18 protein-coding genes, 1 other RNA gene and 1 pseudogene are annotated in these 17,443 nt (G+C 66.8%); 7 read left to right on the top strand and 13 right to left on the bottom strand.

Annotated elements, in window-relative coordinates; translation table 11 throughout:
• Positions 1 to 5 precede the first annotated feature (5 nt).
• Positions 6 to 707 carry a helix-turn-helix transcriptional regulator gene (locus tag ACIBH2_RS18585; RefSeq protein WP_397118912.1) on the bottom strand — a complete coding sequence of 234 codons (702 nt, stop codon included), beginning with the start codon at positions 705 to 707 and terminating at the stop codon, positions 6 to 8.
• A gap of 262 nt (positions 708 to 969) precedes the next feature.
• Between ACIBH2_RS18585 and ACIBH2_RS18580 the strand changes: the two genes are divergently transcribed.
• The 5 genes from ACIBH2_RS18580 (at position 970) to ACIBH2_RS18560 (ending at position 3,689) form a co-directional block, all read left to right on the top strand.
• Complete coding sequence (locus tag ACIBH2_RS18580; RefSeq protein ID WP_397118910.1) at positions 970 to 1,965, top strand: ion transporter; 996 nt, start codon at positions 970 to 972, stop codon at positions 1,963 to 1,965.
• 152 nt (positions 1,966 to 2,117) lie between these two features.
• Positions 2,118 to 2,291 (top strand): hypothetical protein, encoded by a 174-nt coding sequence (locus ACIBH2_RS18575; protein ID WP_397118908.1) that lies wholly within the window; start codon positions 2,118 to 2,120, stop codon positions 2,289 to 2,291.
• 57 nt (positions 2,292 to 2,348) lie between these two features.
• Positions 2,349 to 3,041 carry a DUF899 domain-containing protein gene (locus tag ACIBH2_RS18570; protein WP_397118906.1) on the top strand — a complete coding sequence of 231 codons (693 nt, stop codon included), beginning with the start codon at positions 2,349 to 2,351 and terminating at the stop codon, positions 3,039 to 3,041.
• Positions 3,042 to 3,151: 110 nt separating this feature from the next.
• Positions 3,152 to 3,424, top strand: coding sequence for a hypothetical protein (locus ACIBH2_RS18565; protein ID WP_397118904.1), 273 nt, complete (start codon positions 3,152 to 3,154; stop codon positions 3,422 to 3,424).
• 43 nt (positions 3,425 to 3,467) lie between these two features.
• Positions 3,468 to 3,689: a hypothetical protein gene (locus ACIBH2_RS18560; protein ID WP_397118902.1), complete on the top strand. Its 222-nt coding sequence runs from the start codon at positions 3,468 to 3,470 to the stop codon at positions 3,687 to 3,689.
• Between the two features lie 117 nt (positions 3,690 to 3,806).
• Here ACIBH2_RS18560 and ssrA read toward each other — a convergent pair.
• The 11 genes and pseudogenes from ssrA to ACIBH2_RS18505 form a co-directional block, all read right to left on the bottom strand.
• Positions 3,807 to 4,177: a transfer-messenger RNA gene (gene ssrA, locus ACIBH2_RS18555) on the bottom strand.
• A gap of 125 nt (positions 4,178 to 4,302) precedes the next feature.
• Positions 4,303 to 5,178, bottom strand: a complete 876-nt coding sequence (locus tag ACIBH2_RS18550) for an EamA family transporter (protein ID WP_397118900.1) — start codon at positions 5,176 to 5,178, stop codon at positions 4,303 to 4,305.
• Positions 5,175 to 5,648: an SsrA-binding protein SmpB gene (gene smpB, locus ACIBH2_RS18545; RefSeq protein WP_397118898.1), complete on the bottom strand. Its 474-nt coding sequence runs from the start codon at positions 5,646 to 5,648 to the stop codon at positions 5,175 to 5,177. The genes ACIBH2_RS18550 and smpB overlap by 4 nt, the downstream gene beginning before the upstream one ends.
• Positions 5,649 to 5,700: 52 nt before the next feature.
• On the bottom strand, positions 5,701 to 5,934 hold the full coding sequence (locus ACIBH2_RS18540) for a hypothetical protein (protein ID WP_397118896.1): 234 nt from the start codon (positions 5,932 to 5,934) through the stop codon (positions 5,701 to 5,703).
• A gap of 893 nt (positions 5,935 to 6,827) precedes the next feature.
• Positions 6,828 to 8,672, bottom strand: a pseudogene (gene recQ, locus ACIBH2_RS18535) (DNA helicase RecQ); the annotation flags it as partial.
• A gap of 163 nt (positions 8,673 to 8,835) precedes the next feature.
• Positions 8,836 to 9,741 (bottom strand): permease-like cell division protein FtsX, encoded by a 906-nt coding sequence (gene ftsX / locus ACIBH2_RS18530; protein ID WP_397118894.1) that lies wholly within the window; start codon positions 9,739 to 9,741, stop codon positions 8,836 to 8,838.
• Complete coding sequence (gene ftsE, locus ACIBH2_RS18525) at positions 9,741 to 10,430, bottom strand: cell division ATP-binding protein FtsE (protein ID WP_397118892.1); 690 nt, start codon at positions 10,428 to 10,430, stop codon at positions 9,741 to 9,743. Before ftsE ends, ftsX begins: the two co-directional genes overlap by 1 nt.
• A 57-nt stretch (positions 10,431 to 10,487) precedes the next feature.
• Complete coding sequence (locus ACIBH2_RS18520) at positions 10,488 to 10,655, bottom strand: hypothetical protein (RefSeq protein WP_397118890.1); 168 nt, start codon at positions 10,653 to 10,655, stop codon at positions 10,488 to 10,490.
• A 16-nt stretch (positions 10,656 to 10,671) separates the two neighbouring features.
• Entirely contained in the window at positions 10,672 to 11,529 is an 858-nt protein-coding gene (locus ACIBH2_RS18515; protein ID WP_397118888.1) for a mechanosensitive ion channel family protein, read from the bottom strand.
• 14 nt (positions 11,530 to 11,543) lie between these two features.
• Positions 11,544 to 12,659 (bottom strand): peptide chain release factor 2, encoded by a 1,116-nt coding sequence (gene prfB / locus ACIBH2_RS18510; protein WP_397118886.1) that lies wholly within the window; start codon positions 12,657 to 12,659, stop codon positions 11,544 to 11,546.
• Positions 12,660 to 13,041: 382 nt separating this feature from the next.
• The gene (locus ACIBH2_RS18505; RefSeq protein WP_397118884.1) at positions 13,042 to 13,896 is read right to left on the bottom strand and encodes a helix-turn-helix domain-containing protein; all 855 of its coding nucleotides are present in this window, start codon (positions 13,894 to 13,896) and stop codon (positions 13,042 to 13,044) included.
• Between the two features lie 263 nt (positions 13,897 to 14,159).
• On the opposite strand from ACIBH2_RS18505, the gene ACIBH2_RS18500 reads away from it, so the two are divergent.
• Together ACIBH2_RS18500 and hisN are read left to right on the top strand one after the other, a co-directional pair.
• Entirely contained in the window at positions 14,160 to 14,756 is a 597-nt protein-coding gene (locus tag ACIBH2_RS18500) for an NADPH-dependent FMN reductase (RefSeq protein WP_397118882.1), read from the top strand.
• A 123-nt stretch (positions 14,757 to 14,879) separates the two neighbouring features.
• On the top strand, positions 14,880 to 15,665 hold the full coding sequence (hisN, locus tag ACIBH2_RS18495) for a histidinol-phosphatase (RefSeq protein ID WP_397118880.1): 786 nt from the start codon (positions 14,880 to 14,882) through the stop codon (positions 15,663 to 15,665).
• 321 nt (positions 15,666 to 15,986) lie between these two features.
• Here hisN and ACIBH2_RS18490 read toward each other — a convergent pair whose 3' ends face one another.
• Positions 15,987 to 17,435 (bottom strand): glycosyltransferase family 39 protein, encoded by a 1,449-nt coding sequence (locus ACIBH2_RS18490; RefSeq protein ID WP_397118878.1) that lies wholly within the window; start codon positions 17,433 to 17,435, stop codon positions 15,987 to 15,989.
• Between the last annotated feature and the right edge of the window lie 8 nt (positions 17,436 to 17,443).

Below are 17,443 nucleotides of genomic sequence, written 5' to 3'. Positions count from 1 at the left end.
AGTGTTCACAGCGCGAGCGCGCCGATGCGGTGCGGGGGCAGGTTCGCCGGATAGCCGTCGAGTGAGCGGGGCGGCGCGGGCAGATCGGTCAGCTCCACGGCGCGCACCCGGTCCAGCCGGAAGCAGCGGAAGCCGTCGCGCAACCGGCACCAGGCCACCAGGTACCAGCCGGGTGCGCCCGCCAGCACCGAGAACGGTTCGACCTCGCGTGCACTCCGATTGCCCTCCCCGTCCAGATAGTCGATGCGCAGCACCCGGCCGCGTTCGATCGCCCGACCCACCGTCAGCTCGATCTCCTGAATGCCCTGTGGCGCAGGCGGATCCACCAACCGCACCCGTCCGGCCAGCGCCCGCGCGGCCCCCACATCCCGCTCCGACATGGCCGCCACCACCTTGCGCAGCGCGCTGCGCCCCGCCAATTCGAACGGCCCGCCCCGATTCCGCTCCAATGCCACCGCCAACGCCACCGTCTCCGCCGCGGTGAAATTCAACGGCGGCAACGACATACTCTTCTCCAGCGCATATCCCCCGCGCCGCCCCACATCGGCGTATATCGGAATCCCAGCCCCCTGCAAGGCCCCGATATCCCGCTCGATCGTCCGAACACTCACCCCGTACCGCTGCGCCAATTCCCGCGCGCTGCGCCGCCCCGGAGACACCGCCCGCAACTCCTCGACGATCGCGTACAACCGATCCGTCCGATTCACCCGGCCACGGTAGCCCCGGCCACCGACAAGTCCGCCCCGCGACGCGGCAGGCGGACAGAACGGACAGGCCGATCCATGCGCTCGCCGCACCGGCGCGCGGGCGCCGCCTCCACCGGCTCGCCGAAAAGCACGTCCCGGCAACGATGTGGCGACTTACGATGAGGCGCGGCGGCGGTCGTCCGCGCCGGTGCTCTCGCTCCATCGCGTCAGTTGATATTCGTGTCAGTCGATCTCGCAGTGCCGAATCAGGAGACAGCTCGTCGTGTCGCGCGAACGTGTACGAATCCTCGTCGAGTCACCCCGATGCCAGCGGTTCATCATCGCGGTGATTCTCATCAATGCCGTGGCACTGGGCGCGGAGACCTCCGATGCGCTGATGGCGGCCGCGGGCGGATTCATCCGCCTCCTCGACGCCACGGCACTGCTCATCTTCCTGGTCGAAATACTGCTGAAGCTCTACGCGCACCGCTGGGCCTACTTCCGCGATCCGTGGAACTGCTTCGATTTCGTCGTGGTCGGCGTGGCGCTCGTGCCCGCGACCGGGGCGCTATCGGTGCTGCGGGCCTTCCGCATCCTCCGGATTCTGCGTCTGGTGTCGGCCACCCCCAGCATGCGCAAAGTGGTGACGCGCCTGCTCGCCGCCCTGCCCGGCATGGGCGCGATCCTTGGACTGCTCGCGCTCGTGCTCTACGTGGCGGCCGTGCTGGCGACGAAGCTCTTCGGCCCGGTGACCCCCGACTACTTCGGCAGCCTCGGCACCTCCATGTGGACCCTCTTCCAGGTGATGACCGGCGAGGCCTGGCCCGATATCGCCCGCGAGGTCATGGCCGAAAAGCCCCTGGCCTGGATCTTCTTCCTGACGTACATCCTCGTCTCGTCCTTCGTGGTCCTCAATCTGTTCCTCGCCGTCATGGTCAATGCCGCCGAGGATGCCCGCGAGGACGAGCACCGCGAACGCCAGGAGCAGGAGAACCAGCAGGAAACCGCCTTCTACGCAACGATTCTCGACGAACTGGTAGCCCTACGCACAGAACTCCACTCCCTACGATCCCCCACCCCCAACGCCACCACGGTGATCCGCACCCTCAACCCCCACCGCCAACTGACCGACACCGAACTAGACCAAGCCATCACCCTCTACCGCACCGGCGAACCCCTCTCCACCATCGCCACCCACCTCGGCGTCCCCTACCCCACCCTCCGCACCGCCCTCCAACGCCGCGGCATCCCCCACCGCACCTCGAGCGCACCCCGCTGACTTCGAACCCACTTGTCGAGAACCGCTGGGGCACAGCGGATATTGTCACGCCGTTCCTCGGCATCGCCGCCGTCATCCTTCTCGCTGTCAACGTGCCGGACGTGATCGACCCACCCGGCGGCACGGCGGTTCCCACGTGCAACGGAGAACCCATGTCCCCCAATTACGCCGAACTCCAGGCGCAGGACCGCGAGGACAGCCGCGACCGCGCGGTCATGGGCACCATCTTCGGCGGCTTCGCCGCAGTCGTCGCCCTCATCCTCGGTATCCCCGGCAAGCGCAAGAAGCCCACCCCCAAGCGGAGGCCAACCCGCACCCACCGATGAATTCCGCCGCCGCACGGGGTCTACACCTACAGCCCACACTCTGTCAGGGAGGACCCCATGAGCACCGAAGCCTTGCCGCCCGTAGTCGACGCTGAAACATGGCAGCGCGAACTCGACGCGCTGCGCGTCCGGGAGAAGGCGGCGACCCGCGAGTTGGACGCCATCGCCGCGCAGCGACGCCGACTGCCGATGGTCGAGATGCCCGACTACATCCTCGAAGGCGAGGAGGGCGAAGTCCGGCTGGCCGACATCTTCGACGGCAAGTCGCAACTCATCGTCTACAACCACATGTGGTTCCCCGGCAAGGAATGGCAGTGCGGTGGCTGCACCGGATTCACCTCGCAATTCACCCGTCTGGAGTTCCTCGACAACTACGACGCCCGCTTCGTCATAGTCACCCAGGGCCCGATCGACGAGGCCCTCGCCTACAAACGCCGAGTAGGCAACAAAATGCCCTGGTACTCCACCGCCAACAGCCCCTTCGGCTCCGACGTAGGCGCACCCCCCGACGGCGGCTTCGCCGTCAACGTCTTCCTCCGCCACGGCGACACCGTCTACCGCACCTGGCACACCAACGGCCGAGGCACCGAACAACTCAGCCACACCTTCGCCCTCATAGACCTACTCCCCTACGGCCGCCAAGAAGTCTGGCAAGACTCCCCCGAAGGCTGGCCCCAATCCCCCACCTACAGCCGCTGGAGCAGCTCCGAAGACATAGCCGCCGCCTACGGTGAACCCCAGCACGCCTAACCCCGAAACCACGAAGGCCAGACTGGGCCGCAGGCGGACACTTCTGCCTGCGGCCCTGCCACGCTCCGGCCACCGGAAGTGGTTACCGGCGTTCATAGAATGCTCATGGAGTGCCTGTTTCACTGCGTCACATGATCAAAACGACAACAGCGGGGATCCTCGCGGCGGCGGCGCTGGCTCTTGCTCCAGCCACCCACGCGGCACCACCGACCGGGTCGTTCGGCAGTCCCGGTGAGGCACGCGGCGACTTCTGGACGCCGGACGGCTGCCACATCGCCGGGCTGCTCGAGGACGAAAACGACGCGGCCATCACGTCCTGGAAGTGCGTTGAAGGCGTAGACCGCGACGGGTTTCGGTACTGGCGACTGATGGTCTATTTCTAAGCCCCGTCCTCCACCAGTTACGCCAACGCTGAGAGGTTGAATCATGTTGAAGACCATCGTTGCTGCGGCCGTATTCGGTGCGGCGCTGTTCTCCGGTGCCGGGGTGGCCTCGGCCGCGCCGGTGGTCCAGTGTCAGGCCATCGGGTGTGAGCCCCAAGGCGGATACGAGGACGACACCTTGTCGCAAGACGTTGCGCCGGGCGTGGACGACCGGCCGAACGGAACGGACGGCAACTGCGGCAAGTATGCCTGCCAGTGGAAGTAACCGCGTAAAGCACGACGCCCTCGGCTTTCCGCACCGGGGGCTGCGCCCACGGGCCTTCACGTCGTGCGGGATGTGGCACAAAAAGGCCCCCCACCTGCAATTTCAGGTGGGGGGCCTTGGTGGAGCTGCCGGGAATCGAACCCGGGTCCTCCGCCGCTTTTCCAGGGCTTCTCCGTGTGCAGTTCGCTATGTCTCTACTCGGATCTCTCGGTCACGCGAACAAGCCGAGATGACGATCCCAGTCGCTGTTGGATGTCCCGTCCGACTCCGCGACCGAGCCGGACGGTAGAGCCCTCTAGCTGATGCCAGTACCCGGGTCGAGGGCGAACCCGGACTGACAGACACGCTTCGCTACTTAGGCAGCGAGAGCGTAGTCGCGCTGATGAGAATCGGCGCTTATAGGGTTACAGCGACGCTTACGGTGGTCTCCTGCCTGCACCGACACGCTTCCCCTGAATCAACGTACGCAGTCGAAACCGTTCAGCCCCGAGTTGCCCACCTGATTCAGATGAACTCCCGGTCTTGCGACCGGGCTAGTTACTTTAACACTCCGCGACGGGCGGATCATTCCATTATTCGCCGGTGTTGTGGTCGGGCGCATCCCCGCTGGTCGTCAGCCCGCGCTGCCGGAGACGGCGATCAGGGCGACCGCGCCGAGGGCGAGGACCATGCCGATCTGTTGGCGGGGGCCGACACGTTCGCCGAGCAGGCCCATGGCCAGCAACACCGTGGCGGCGGGGTAGAGCGAGCCGATGACGCTCACCAGGGAGAGCATGGAGCCGTGGAACGCGTAGAGCATGGCCACATTGGCGATGACGTCGAGGATGCTGACGTAGACGGCGAGGCGTAGGGGGCGGCCGCGTGGGGCGTGGAATTCGCCGGTGGTGACGGCGGCGAGCCAGACCACCACGGTGGCGGCGGCGCGGGCGGCGACCAGGGGCCAGAGCCCGGCGGCGGAACCGGTCTCGTGCAGGCAGACGAAGGTGAGGCCGAACGCTATGCCGGAGCCGACCGTCAGCAGCGCTACATGTTTGCTGAAGCGCAGTGGGCGGCCGCCGGTGATCTCCTCGTTGACGTCGTCGGGTGATTCCTGGCTGACCAGGACGACCGCGACGAGCGCGCAGAGGATGCCGACATAGGCGGGTGGGGTCGGGCGCTCGCCGAGGACCAGGCCGACCAGGACGGGTACGCCCGCGACGAGTACGGCGGTGACCGGCGAGACCACCGCCATGGGCCCCTGCGCGAGCGCGGCGTAGAACCACCAGACCGCGACACCGCTGGTCACACCGGCGGCCACGCCCCACATCATGGCCGCGGTGTCGAGCGAGCCGCCGACCAGCGGGGCCAGCGCGAGCACCAGCAGTACCGACAGCGGATACGAGACGATGACGACCCGCAGCGCGGCGACGCGCCGCGACGCCACCCCACCGGCGAAATCGCTCACGCCGTAAGCGAGAGAGGCGAGCAACGCCAGGAGGACAGCGGTCAACGCATGCCCTTGACCCGCCGTCCGATCTCGCGCGTGACCTCACGTTCGGCGGTGCGCCGCGCCAGATCCTGCCGTTTGTCGTAGTCCTGCTTGCCCTTGGCCAGGGCCAGCTCGACCTTCACCTTGCCGTCGCTGAAGTACATGGACAGCGGTACCAGGGTGAGGCTGGATTCCTTGGTCTTGCCGGTCAACTTGTCGATCTCGCGGCGGTGCAGCAGCAGTTTGCGGGTGCGTCGCGGCGCGTGATTGGTCCAGGTGCCGTGGCTGAATTCGGGAATGTGCAACCCGCGCAGCCAGACCTCGCCGTCGTCGATGCTGGCGTAGGCGTCCACGAGGGAGGCCTTGCCGTCACGCAGGCTCTTCACCTCGGTGCCGACCAGGGCGACCCCGGCCTCGAAGGTCTCCAGGATCGAGTAATTGTGCCGCGCCTTGCGGTTGGTGGCGATGACCTTGCGACCCTTTTCTTTCACGACAACCACCTTAAGTGGTCGGGCAACGGGATTATTCCCAGGTCGGGCCGCACTAGCCGCCGCGCTGCAACCACAGGTACAGCGCGAGCGTCCCGATCCAGACCGCCACCATGATGATCGTGGTCAGACGCGGTCGCCCACGCGCGGGTTCGGGCCGGTGGCCGAGCCAGCCGCTGTCCACCATGCCGTGGACGCCGAGGGGCGGCACCGTTCCCGCATCGCCCGCCGCGGCGCTACCGGGCGGCTCGTAGGCGGGCCCGTCATCAGGATCGTCGCCGGAAGCCATGACCGAACCGTATCGGTGACCGGGGGCGAAAGCGGGGATATCGGACTGATTAGCGACTCATGTGCCGGGTAACCGCGAGTTGGCCCCTCGGTCTACAGCACCCGCTACCTCGGGCGACGTAGGCAATGCCACCGCGACCCTCATCCAGGGCCTCGGCAAAACCAGATCCTCACAACATTCGGCCCACAGCGGACAACTCTGGGCCGACCCGACGAGGAGCCGCCGGTAATATCCGTCCGTCGCGGGCCGACCCCGCGGCGGACGGATACCCGCGCATCAACGAGAACCCGTGCGGCTCAGCGCCACTCGTCCCAATCGGGCGGCGGCAACTCGTCCGGGTCCGGCGGCGGTTCGGGCAGCGGGATGTCGTCGGGGATATCGAATGCGGAGATGGATGCACGGCCGTTCGCAGACGTGGACCCTCCGGTGCCGGGGGTACCCGCGGCACCGAACCGGGACGTGGCCGGACGAGCAGACGCTGCCGACGGGGCGGCCGCCCCTGCCGCGGCGGGACTGGATCGCGTCGAGGCCCTACCGGAGGAAGACCTCCCCGCGCGCGACGGACCGTCTGCCGTCGCAGCCGTCCCAGCTGATGGCCGAGCCGCCCGTGGCGCAGCGCTTCCCGCCGTCGATGTAGCGGATCCCTGGGTGTCCACAGCGCTTCCGGGTTTGGTGGGGACTGCTCTACCCGAGCCGGAAGCCGCTGGCCCCGAACCAGAAGCCGACCCGCCCGAACCGGAAACCGATCCGCCCGAACCAGAAGCCGATCCGCCCGAACCGGAAACCGATCCGCCCGAACCGGAAACCGATCCGCCCGGACCGGAAGTCGATCCGCCGGAACCGGACGCTGATCCGCCGGAGCCTGGGACGGCCCCGCCAGGCGCGGAGTCGCCCGCCACGACCTCGAGCACCCCCTCGCCGTACTTGGCGCGCTTGTTCTCGCCGATCCCGGAGATGGTGCCCAGGTCGGCGAGGGATGCCGGTTTGCGGGCGGCGATTTCGCGGAGGGTGGCGTCGTGGAAGACGACGTAGGCGGGGACGCCCTGTTCCTTGGCGGTCGCTGCCCGCCAGGCGCGCAACTTTTCGAACAGGTCGGCGTCGCCGGGGGCGAGGTCGGCGGCGGCGAGGCGGGAACCCTTGGCGGGCTTGGGGGTTCGGGCCGCCTTGGTGCGTTCGGGTTCGCGGCGCAGCATGACCTGCTGTTTGTCGAAGAGCACCTTGTCGCTGGCCTCGGTGAGCGTCAGGACGCCGTAGTCGCCCTGGACCGCGAGCAGCCCCTGGGCGAGCAGCTGACGGATCACCCCGCGCCATTCGATATCGCGAAGTTCGGTGCCGACGCCGAAGACCTTCAGCTCGTGGTGGGCGTACTGCTCCACCTTGGGATTGCGCTTGCCGATGAGAATGTCGACGATGTGGCCCGCCCCGAACGCCTGCCCGCGTTCGCGCTTCAACCGCAGCACGGCCGACAGCGCCTTCTGGGCGGGAACGGTGCCGTCCCACGCCTCCGGCGGAGTGAGGCAGGTATCGCAATTGCCGCAGCGTTCGCTCGGCTGGCTGAAGTACTTCAACAGCTGGGTGCGACGGCACTGCACGGTCTCGCACAGCGCGAGCATGGCATCGAGGTGCAGCTGCAACTGCCGCCGGTGCGCCGCGTCGCCCTCGGACGAGTCGATCATCTTGCGTTGCTGCACAACGTCATTGAGCCCGTATACCATCCACGCGGTGGAGGGCAGCCCGTCGCGACCGGCGCGACCGGTCTCCTGGTAGTACCCCTCCACCGATTTCGGCAGATCCAGATGCGCCACGAACCGCACATCCGGTTTGTCGATACCCATACCGAAGGCGATGGTCGCGACCACCACCAAGCCGTCCTCGCGCAGGAACCGCGCCTGGTTGGTCGCGCGCGTGCGATTGTCCAGCCCCGCGTGATACGGCACCGCCGGAACGCCGTTGGCCGAGAGGAACGCCGCCGTCTTCTCCACCGAATTGCGCGACAGGCAGTACACGATGCCCGCGTCCCCGGCGTGCTCACTCCGAATGAACGACAGCAACTGCTGCTCGGGCCGGTTTTTCGCCTCGATGCGGTACTGAATATTGGGCCGGTCGAAGCTGGCCACGAAATGCTTGGCGCGCGTCAGATCCAGCCGCTCGGCGATCTCCTTGCGCGTCGCCTCGGTGGCGGTCGCGGTGAGCGCGATCCTCGGCACATCCGGCCACCGCTCGTGCAGCATGGACAGCGCCAGATAGTCGGGCCGGAAATCGTGACCCCACTGCGAGACACAGTGCGCCTCGTCGATGGCGAAGACCGAGATCTTGCCGCGATCGAGCAGCTGCAACGTCGATTCCAGCCGCAGCCGTTCCGGCGCGAGGTAGAGCACGTCGAGCTCCCCCGCCACGAAGCTCGCCTCCACCGCGCGCCGTTCGTCCGGGAACTGCGTCGAGTTCAGGAATCCGGCGCGCACCCCGAGCGCGTTGAGCGCGTCGACCTGGTCCTGCATGAGCGCGATGAGCGGTGAGACGACCACGCCGACCCCGGGCCGCACCAGCGCCGGAATCTGATAACACAGCGATTTGCCGCCGCCGGTGGGCATGAGCACCAGCGCGTCGCCGCCGTCGATGACCTGCCGCACGATATCGGCCTGCGGCCCGCGGAAGCTGTCGTAGCCGAAGACGCGGCGTAGAACATCGTGTGCCGCATCTGTTTTGGAAGAATCAGTCGCGGACACACCGGCTGGCATGCTGTCGATCTCCGGGGCACTCACGACGGCAATCCTACGGACACCCGCCGACGAGTGAGCGGCGTTGTCCACAGCCACTGCGACTTCGCACCCTTTATAGGGGGACGCACCCCATCCGGATATCCGAATGGGGTGCGTGAACCATCAAGTGGTGCGGGAACTCTCATTCCCGAACGTAGTACCGCAACGCCGCGTACGCCGCGAGCGCCGCGAATCCGACACCCACCGGCAGAATGATCAGCGACACCGCCGCGATGTCGTCACCGGTAATACGCGGCAACACCTGGTTGTTGAACAGATCACCCAGCGCCCGATTGATCACCAGCGGCTGCGCCATGAACAGTCCCGCCACCGCCAGCCCGGAACCCACCAGCGCCGCCAACACGGCCTCCAGCAGGAACGGCAGCTGCGTGTACCACCGCGTCGCGCCGACCAGGCGCATGATGCCCACCTCGGTCTTGCGCGCCAAGGCCGCCACCTGCACCATGTTCGCGATCAACAGCAGCGCGGCGAGCGCCTGCAACACCGCCAAACCGAATGCGGCATTGCGCAATCCGACGAAGAAGCTGACCAGTCGGTCGACGATGTCCTTGTCGTTGAGCACCGTCATCACGCCCGGCCGATGCGCGAATTCGTCGTAGATGACCCGATAGTCCTCGGCATCGTTGAGCTTCACCCGGAACGACGCGGGCAGCCCGTCCTTGCTGACCTCCTCGGCCAACCCCGGCTGATCCTTGAAGGTGGTCTCCTTGACCTCCTTCACCGCCTCCTCACTGTTGACGAACTGCACGCTCGCCACATTGGAATTGGCCTTCAGATCCGCCTGCAACGTCTTGCACGGTTCCGCCAAACAGTCCGGATCCGTCTGCGAGACAACATCATCGAGATACAACCGGATCTCGACGCGGTCCATGTAGAAGTTCTCGATCTTGTCCGCCATGCGCACCGCCAGCAGGCCGCCGCCGAGCATGGTCAGCGACACCGCGGTGGTGAGAATCATGGCGATGGTCATGGTGATGTTCCGGCGCAGACCCGTGAACACCTCACCGAAGAGGAATCCGACGCGCATTACCGGCCCACCCCGTACACGCCGGTCTCGTCGTCGCGCACGAGCCGCCCTCGGTCGAGCTCCACCACGCGCCGCCGCATGGCATCGACGATGGTGTTGTCGTGGGTGGCCATCACCACCGTGGTTCCGGTGCGGTTGATGCGCTCCAGCAGCGTCATGATGTCCTGACTGGTGTCCGGGTCGAGGTTGCCGGTGGGTTCGTCGGCGAGCAGCACCAGCGGCCGGTTCACGAACGCGCGCGCCAGCGCCACGCGCTGCTGTTCACCGCCGGAGAGTTCACTGGGCAACCGGTCGGCCTTGCCCGACAGCCCCACCATGTCGAGCGCCTCGGGTACCGCGCGATTGATGAAGGACCGGTTCTTGCCGATCACCTCCAGCGCGAACGCGACATTCTGTTCGACGGTCTTCTGTTGCAGCAACCGAAAGTCCTGGAAGACACAGCCGATGCGCTGGCGCAGTTTCGGCACTTTGCGCCCCGGTAACCGGTCCACTCGAAAATCCGCCACCCAGACTTCGCCCGCCGTCGGCTTCTCGTCCTTGAGCAGCAACCGCATGAAGGTCGACTTTCCGGAGCCGGAGGGTCCGATCACGAAGACGAACTCGCCTTTTCCGATGTCGACGGAGACATTGTCCAGCGCGGGTCGCGTCGAGGTCTTGTATGACTTGGTGACGTTCCGCAGGGTTATCACGGGGAGCCAGTGTAACCAGGGCCGCGCGGCGCGCCGACGCGCCGCGCAGGCCGAGGGTTAGCGGGACGTGGGCGTTTCCCCGTCGGGCAGGTAGTTGCTGAGCACGCTGTTGGTGATCGGCGAATAGCCGCTGTGGTCAGGTGTTTCCGGCTTGACGAACAGATAGAGCACGAAGGTCGCGACCCACACGCTCATCAGAATCGCCGTGGACTTCCGTGTTCTCATCGTCCGCACAGGGGACTTACGCAGTTTCACTCAAACCCTCCCGGCGCAGCGCCGCGGCGACCCGCACCCGCAGCTCGCGACCGACTTCGAACTGTTTGCCCGGAAGTGTCCGGGCAACCATTTTGATGTTCATCTGATTGACGGTGAGATCTTCGACACCCATCACCGTCGGCTCGTCCAGCAGCAGCGATTTCAGCTTGCGATCGGCGAATGCCCGGGCGCCGACCTCGTGCAGGATCTCGTTGACCCGAGTGATGTCGGCGGTCGCGGGTACGGGCACGTCGATTGCCGCACGAGCCCAATCCTTCGACAGGTTGATCACTTTCACGATCTGACCGTTCGGAACCGTTACCACTTCGCCATCGACATTGCGCAGCGTCGTGATCCGCAATGTCACGTCCTCTACCGTACCTTCGGCATCCTGTGGCGAACCTGTTACCGCGATACGAACCACATCACCGTAGCCGTACTGCTTTTCGGTGATGAGGAAGAAACCGGCCAACAGATCCTGCACGATGCGCTGCGCGCCGAAACCCAGCGCGGCGCCCAGCACCGCCGCGGGCGCGACCAGGCCGCCGAGCTGAAAGCCCAAGCGCTGCAACACTTCCAAGCCCACCAGGAAGTAGACCAGCGACAGCACCACCCAGGTGAGCACCTGCGCGAGCGCGTGCCGATGCTTGGCCGCCTCCGAGCGCACCAGGGAATCGCTGCTGCGGAAGCCCGCGTCGATCTTGCGGGTCACCCGGTCGCGAATGTAGGTCACGAACCGGCTGAAGAGCATCGCGCCCACGATCAGCAGGACGATCTCGAGCCCGCTGGACCGGATCCAGTTGGTGAAATCCGATCCTGTGCCCGCGGCGAGAATCGTTTGCATCGGTGGAGTACCCCTTACTGGTTCTGCTCCTGCATACGCCAGCGGATGCCGGATTCGATGAAGGCGTCGATATCACCGTCGAGCACCGCCGTCGGATTGTTCACCTCGTAGCTGGTGCGCAGATCCTTGACCATCTGATACGGGTGCAGGACGTAGGAGCGCATCTGGTTGCCCCAGGACGCGCCCTCGTTGGTCTTGAGCGCATCCATCTGGGCGCGCTCCTCCTGACGCTTGCGCTCGAGCAGCTTGGCCTGGAGCACGCGCATGGCCGAGATCTTGTTCTGCAGCTGCGACTTCTCGTTCTGGCAGGTCACGACGATGCCGGTCGGAATATGCGTGAGCCGCACCGCGGAGTCGGTGGTGTTGACGCTCTGGCCGCCGGGCCCCGACGACCGGTACACGTCGACGCGCACCTCGCCGTCCGGAATCTCGATGTGGTCGGTGGTCTCCACCACGGGCAGCACCTCGACCTCGGCGAAGGAGGTCTGGCGGCGGCCCTGGTTGTCGAACGGGCTGATGCGCACCAGGCGGTGTGTGCCCATCTCGACCGAGAGCGTGCCGTAGGCGTACGGCGCCTTCACCGCGAAGGTGGCCGACTTGATGCCCGCCTCCTCGGCGTAGGACGTGTCGTAGATCTCCACCGGGTACTTGTGCCGCTCGGCCCAGCGCACGTACATGCGCATGAGCATCTGGGCCCAGTCGGCGGCGTCCACGCCACCCGCGCCGGAGCGGATGTTGACCAGCGCCTCGCGCTTGTCGTATTCGCCCGAGAGCAGGGTGCGGACCTCCATGGCCTCCACATCGGCGTGCAGGGCGGCGCGTTCGGCATCGGCGTCGGCGACGGCCTGGGTGCGCGCCTCGCCCTCCTCGCCCTCGGCCAATTCGTAGAGCACCGGCAGGTCCTCGAGCCGCTGGCGCAGGTCGCGCACCCGGCGCAGTTCACCCTGGGCGTGCGAGAGCTCACTGGTGACGGCCTGGGCGTGTTCCTGGTTGTTCCACAGCTCGGGGTCCGCGGCCTGCTGTTCCAGCTCGTCGATGCGGCGCACCAACTCGTCGATGTCGAGCACCGACTCCACGGTCTTCAGAGTCGTGTCGAGTTCGGCCAGATCAGCGGAGACGTCAGGATGCACGATTGTCAAGGCTACCGTTCGTGAGGGAGTGGATGAAACGCGGCGGAGGCGCGCCGCCGCCCGTGTTCGCGGGCGACGCGCGGCACGCGGTCTGGGTGGCGGCTCGAAATCGGGCGCGGGCGTGGGTACCGCTGTCGATTCAGCCGCCGAATCCGGCCCTCTTCAAGCCTCGGATCGGAGCTGACGCAGCGTCTGGGCCGCGCCACGACGGGTGGCGCGGTGCTGGACGTTGTCGGCGCAGGCGGGCTGCTGCCGAGTCTCGCTTCGGTCGATCACAAGCGTCGATGGTACGCCGTGAGGCGGCCGATGACGAGTGAAAAATGCTCCCGCGCAAGGGATTAGCACGGCTGATCAGCGATTCGGCGCGGCTGCGCCAGCTGGCTCAGCCGAGCGCGCGCAATCCGCCCGGGCGGCGGCCGATGAGCCGGTCCAGGGCTTTGGCGGTGGCGTCGTCGGCGGGCAGGTGGATGATCACCTGCTGGTCGTCGTCGGCGGAGAGGTCGAGGTGCTCGTAGGCCAGGCGCAGGTCCCCGGCCTCCGGATGCGTCAGGCGGCGAATGCCGCTGGCGGCGGGCAGGCTCGGGATGGAGAGGAGTCGGTCGGTGAAGGGCGCGCCGACCAGCAGGGAGAGCTCGTCGACCAGGGCAGCGACCGACTGGTCGGTGCGGAACGGACCGGATTTCAGGGCGGCGACCACGGCGTCGGCGGTGTGATCCCAATCCGGGAAGACGGTGCGGGCGCGCTCGTCGGTGAAGATGTAGCGGGCGTAGTTCGCGGGCATGCCCGCGTCGAAGAGTCCGGACTGGTCCATGAGCAGCCGGTACCCCTCGGTGCTGGCGAGCACCTCGCTGAGACGGTTCACCACCACCGCCGGTGTGGGATCGAGCCGGTCGAGAATCGCTCGAACGGCCGGGCGCACTTCACGATTGGGCTGCGCGCCGCCCAGGCAGTGGAAGCCCGGGCTGCTGCTCTTGGCCAGCTGATACAGGTGGATGCGCTCGCTCGAGCTCATCCGCAGCGCGTCGGCGAGCGCCATGAGCACCGCCTGCGACGGATTCTGGTCGCGCCCCTGCTCCAGCCGGGTGATGTATTCGACGCTCACATCGGCCAGCATCGCCAACTCCGAGCGGCGCAGGCCCGGGGTGCGCCGCCGCGGTCCGGCGGGCAGGCCCACCGAGGCGGGCGGGCATGCCTCGCGGCGGGTGCGAAGGAACAGACCCAGCTCGTTGTCACTCACTCCTCGAAATTAGCAATTCCCGAGCCGCCGAGAGTGGCCCTGCCACTACCACCCTCGCCGCGGCCTCCCTGGACCTCTCGCGGAGGACGAAAGTCGTTCTCGGCAGCCAGCACCGGCCGCCGGGCGAGCTCTTCAGGGCCATCCGGCAACCACCCGGCGCGCCGGACGACCCACCTCGGGCCGCCCGACTTTCCGGCACCTGGTCGCTCACAACGCAATTCGGCCGCACAGCGTGTGCGGCACCGACTCTCGAAGGAGTTCCGATGTCCACCACTCCCCTGCGGCTCGCGATCATCATCGGCAGCGTTCGAGAGGGCCGCTTCGGTCCGGTTCCGGCGCGCTGGATCGCCGAGCAGGCGCGGCGCCACGGCGCGTTCGAGGTCGATGTGATCGACCTGGCGGATATGGATCTGCCGCACGCGCTTCCGGCGGTGTCGCCGCTCATGGATCCGAATCCGGTCCGCCCCGCGGGCATGGTCGACCTGACCGAGCGCCTGGACCGGGCCGACGCGTTCCTGATCGTCACCCCCGAGTTCAACCGCAGCTACCCCAGCTCGCTGAAGGCCGCCATCGACTGGCACTTCAATCAGTGGACCAAGAAGGCCATCGGCTTCGTCGGCTACAGCGGCAACAGCGGCGGCCTGCTCGCCATCGAGCACCTGCGCCAGGTCTTCGGCGAACTGCACGCCCACACCGTGCGCACCGCCGTCACCTTCCCGCGCTTCTACCTGCTCTTCGACGCCGAGGGCAACCTCATCGACCCCACCGGCCCCGAGGACGCCGCCACCACCATGCTCGACGAACTGCACTGGTGGGCCAGCGCCCTGACCGCCGCGCGCGGTGTCGCCGCCGCCGTGTGACCGGCAGACCGATCGGTCAGGGGGAACTGGTGGCGGCGGCCTCTCGCACGATGCCGCCATGGTTTCCCCGTGACCGATCGGTCTGCGCTGAGGGTTGCCGCGTGACGGGTTACGGTTTGGGTCGTGACCTCGTACTCCAGTGACCTCGAACTCGCCCTGCGGCTGGCCGACGCGGCCGACGCGATCACCCGTGACCGGTTCGGCGCGCTCGATCTGAAGATCGACTCGAAGCCGGATCTGACCCCGGTGTCGGATGCGGATCTCGCGGTGGAGCGCGATATTCGCGCCATCCTGGAGGCCGAGCGGCCCGGTGACGCGGTGCTGGGCGAGGAGTTCGGCGGGGATGCCGAATTCAGCGGACGGCAGTGGGTGATCGACCCCATCGACGGGACCAAGAACTTCGTGCGCGGGGTTCCGGTGTGGGCCACGCTCATCGCGCTGCTCGAGGACGGCGTTCCGGTGGTGGGCGCGGTGAGCGCGCCCGCGCTGGCGCGGCGCTGGTGGGCGGCGAACGGCGCGGGGGCGTGGAGCAGTTTCGAAGGCGGTGAGCCGCGCGCCATCTCGGTCTCGGCGGTACCGCATCTGGGTGCGGCGAGCCTGGCCATCTCGAGTCTGTCCGGCTGGAAGGCGCTGGGGCGGCGCGACAAGCTCATCACGCTCACCGACGAGGTGTGGCGGGTGCGCGGCTACGGCGATTTCTTCGGTTACACGCTGTTGGCGGAGGGCGCGGTGGATATCGTCACCGAGCCGGAGCTCTCGCTGTGGGATATGGCCGCGCTCGACATTCTGATTCGCGAGGCGGGCGGGCGCTTCACCGCACTGGACGGCACGCCCGGTCCGCACGGCGGAAACGCGGTGGCCACCAACGGACTTCTGCACGACGTGACCTTGGCCGCGCTGGCCGCCTGACACAGCCCGAACGCCCCCGCGATCCGCGGGGGCGTTCGGCTAGTTAGATGTATTAGGCAGATCCGGTACCGCCGCCACCGCCACCGATGAGCGCGCCGACGAGACCGCTGACCAAATCTACAACCACAGAGACGAGTCCTGACAACATAACCGATCCTCCTTTCGTCTCACTGAAAAACGTAGTGGCCCTTGACAGTTGGCGTGACGCGAACGAAATAACAGGACATGTGTCCTTGTTATACAAATATTGCATTGCAGCGAATCACTGTGCATACAAGTAGGTTTGAACGCTCGAATGCGCAATTTCCTTGTGGGCGAGCATCATCCGAGATGACGCATCATCGGCCACCGTTGAGACCAAGGTTCTCGCAGGACACGGCACAAAAACATGGGCTGATTCTGCTCGTCGTTGTAGATCTCGAGCCGATTGTCGAGATGGCCCACCAGTTCGACGTCGGCGCATAACGATTCGATGGCGTCCTTGGGGATACCAACGGTGAGAATCGGCCCTTCCGAGGGCGGACCCCACCACCAATAGGCGTTGTGGCCGCTGTGCGGTGTCGGCAACCCATGGCTTCCGCCGAACCGTTCGATGGCTGCCGCTTCGCCGTAGTTGGCCGTGAGTAGTTCGGCGTCGGGGGCCGCCCTGGATCGGGTCTCGGCGATCTGTTCGACGTAGCGCGGCCATCCGACGGTCTCGCCCGCGTCGTAATTCACTGCCAGCACACGCGAATCCCGGAGGACGTCGACCGGCAGCACCGGGAGGAACAGCAGCGCCGACACAGCGGCGCTGAGCGCGACCACGGCACACATCGCGAAGCCGCACACCTCGCGGACGGTGTAGGTCCTGTCGTCCGCGGTCAGCCACCGTTCGAATCCCACCGCCCCGGCCGCGAGCAGCAGGGGATACATCCCGCCCAGGTAGTAGGCCTTGCCCCCGATGATCAGGTACACCACGAACAGCACGCCGTAGGTGAGCGCGAAGGCGCGGTACTGCGGCCGCCGCGCCAACCACCACAGGCCGTAGGCCCACAGCGGTACCAGCAGCGGCCCGATCAGGCCGAACTGCAAGAGCACGAAGCTGATCGGCGTATCCGAGGTGCCCGACGATCCACTCGCGACCGCGCGGCTCATCTCCCACTGCGGCCAGCCATGGGCTCCCTGCCACCAGAGGTAGGGCAGGGCGATGACGAGGGCGATCGCCACAGCCAGCGGAAAGTATTTGGTAGCGAATATCTTTCGTGGCCCCAGCAGAGCCAACGCCGCGGCGAGCACCAACAGCGGAACAGCTATGAGCGCTTTGTTCTGCAATCCGATACCAGCAAGGACTCCCACCAACAGCCATGTGCGCGAATCGGAGTCGGGCCGCAGCAACCGCAGCACCGCCAACACCACGCCCGACCACACGGCCAGATCGATGACGGTGGTGCCGAGCATATGCCCCGCCGCCATGACCAGCGCCGCGGAGGCGACGGTCGCCGCGGCGAGCGCCTGCGCGATCCGCCCGCCGCCCAGTTCTTTCGCGATCAGGCCCGCGCAGATGATCACGGCGGTCGCCGCGAGCGTGGCCGGAAGCCGTAGCACCATAAGGGAATCGGCGTCGATGGCCGACATGGCCCGTGCCAGCAGCGGTGTGAGCGGCGGCTGATCGGCGTATCCCCAGTCGAGTCGCCGCCCCGCCGCCAGGAAGTACATCTCGTCGCGGTGATACCCGTATCGGTTGCCCAACTCGGCGACTACGAACGCGAAAACCCCCGCTATCCAGTACATATCGCCAA

This window comes from Nocardia sp. NPDC050406, assembly GCF_044459025.1.
GTDB lineage: Bacteria > Actinomycetota > Actinomycetes > Mycobacteriales > Mycobacteriaceae > Nocardia.
This window is presented reverse-complemented; position numbering and strand designations above follow the sequence as displayed.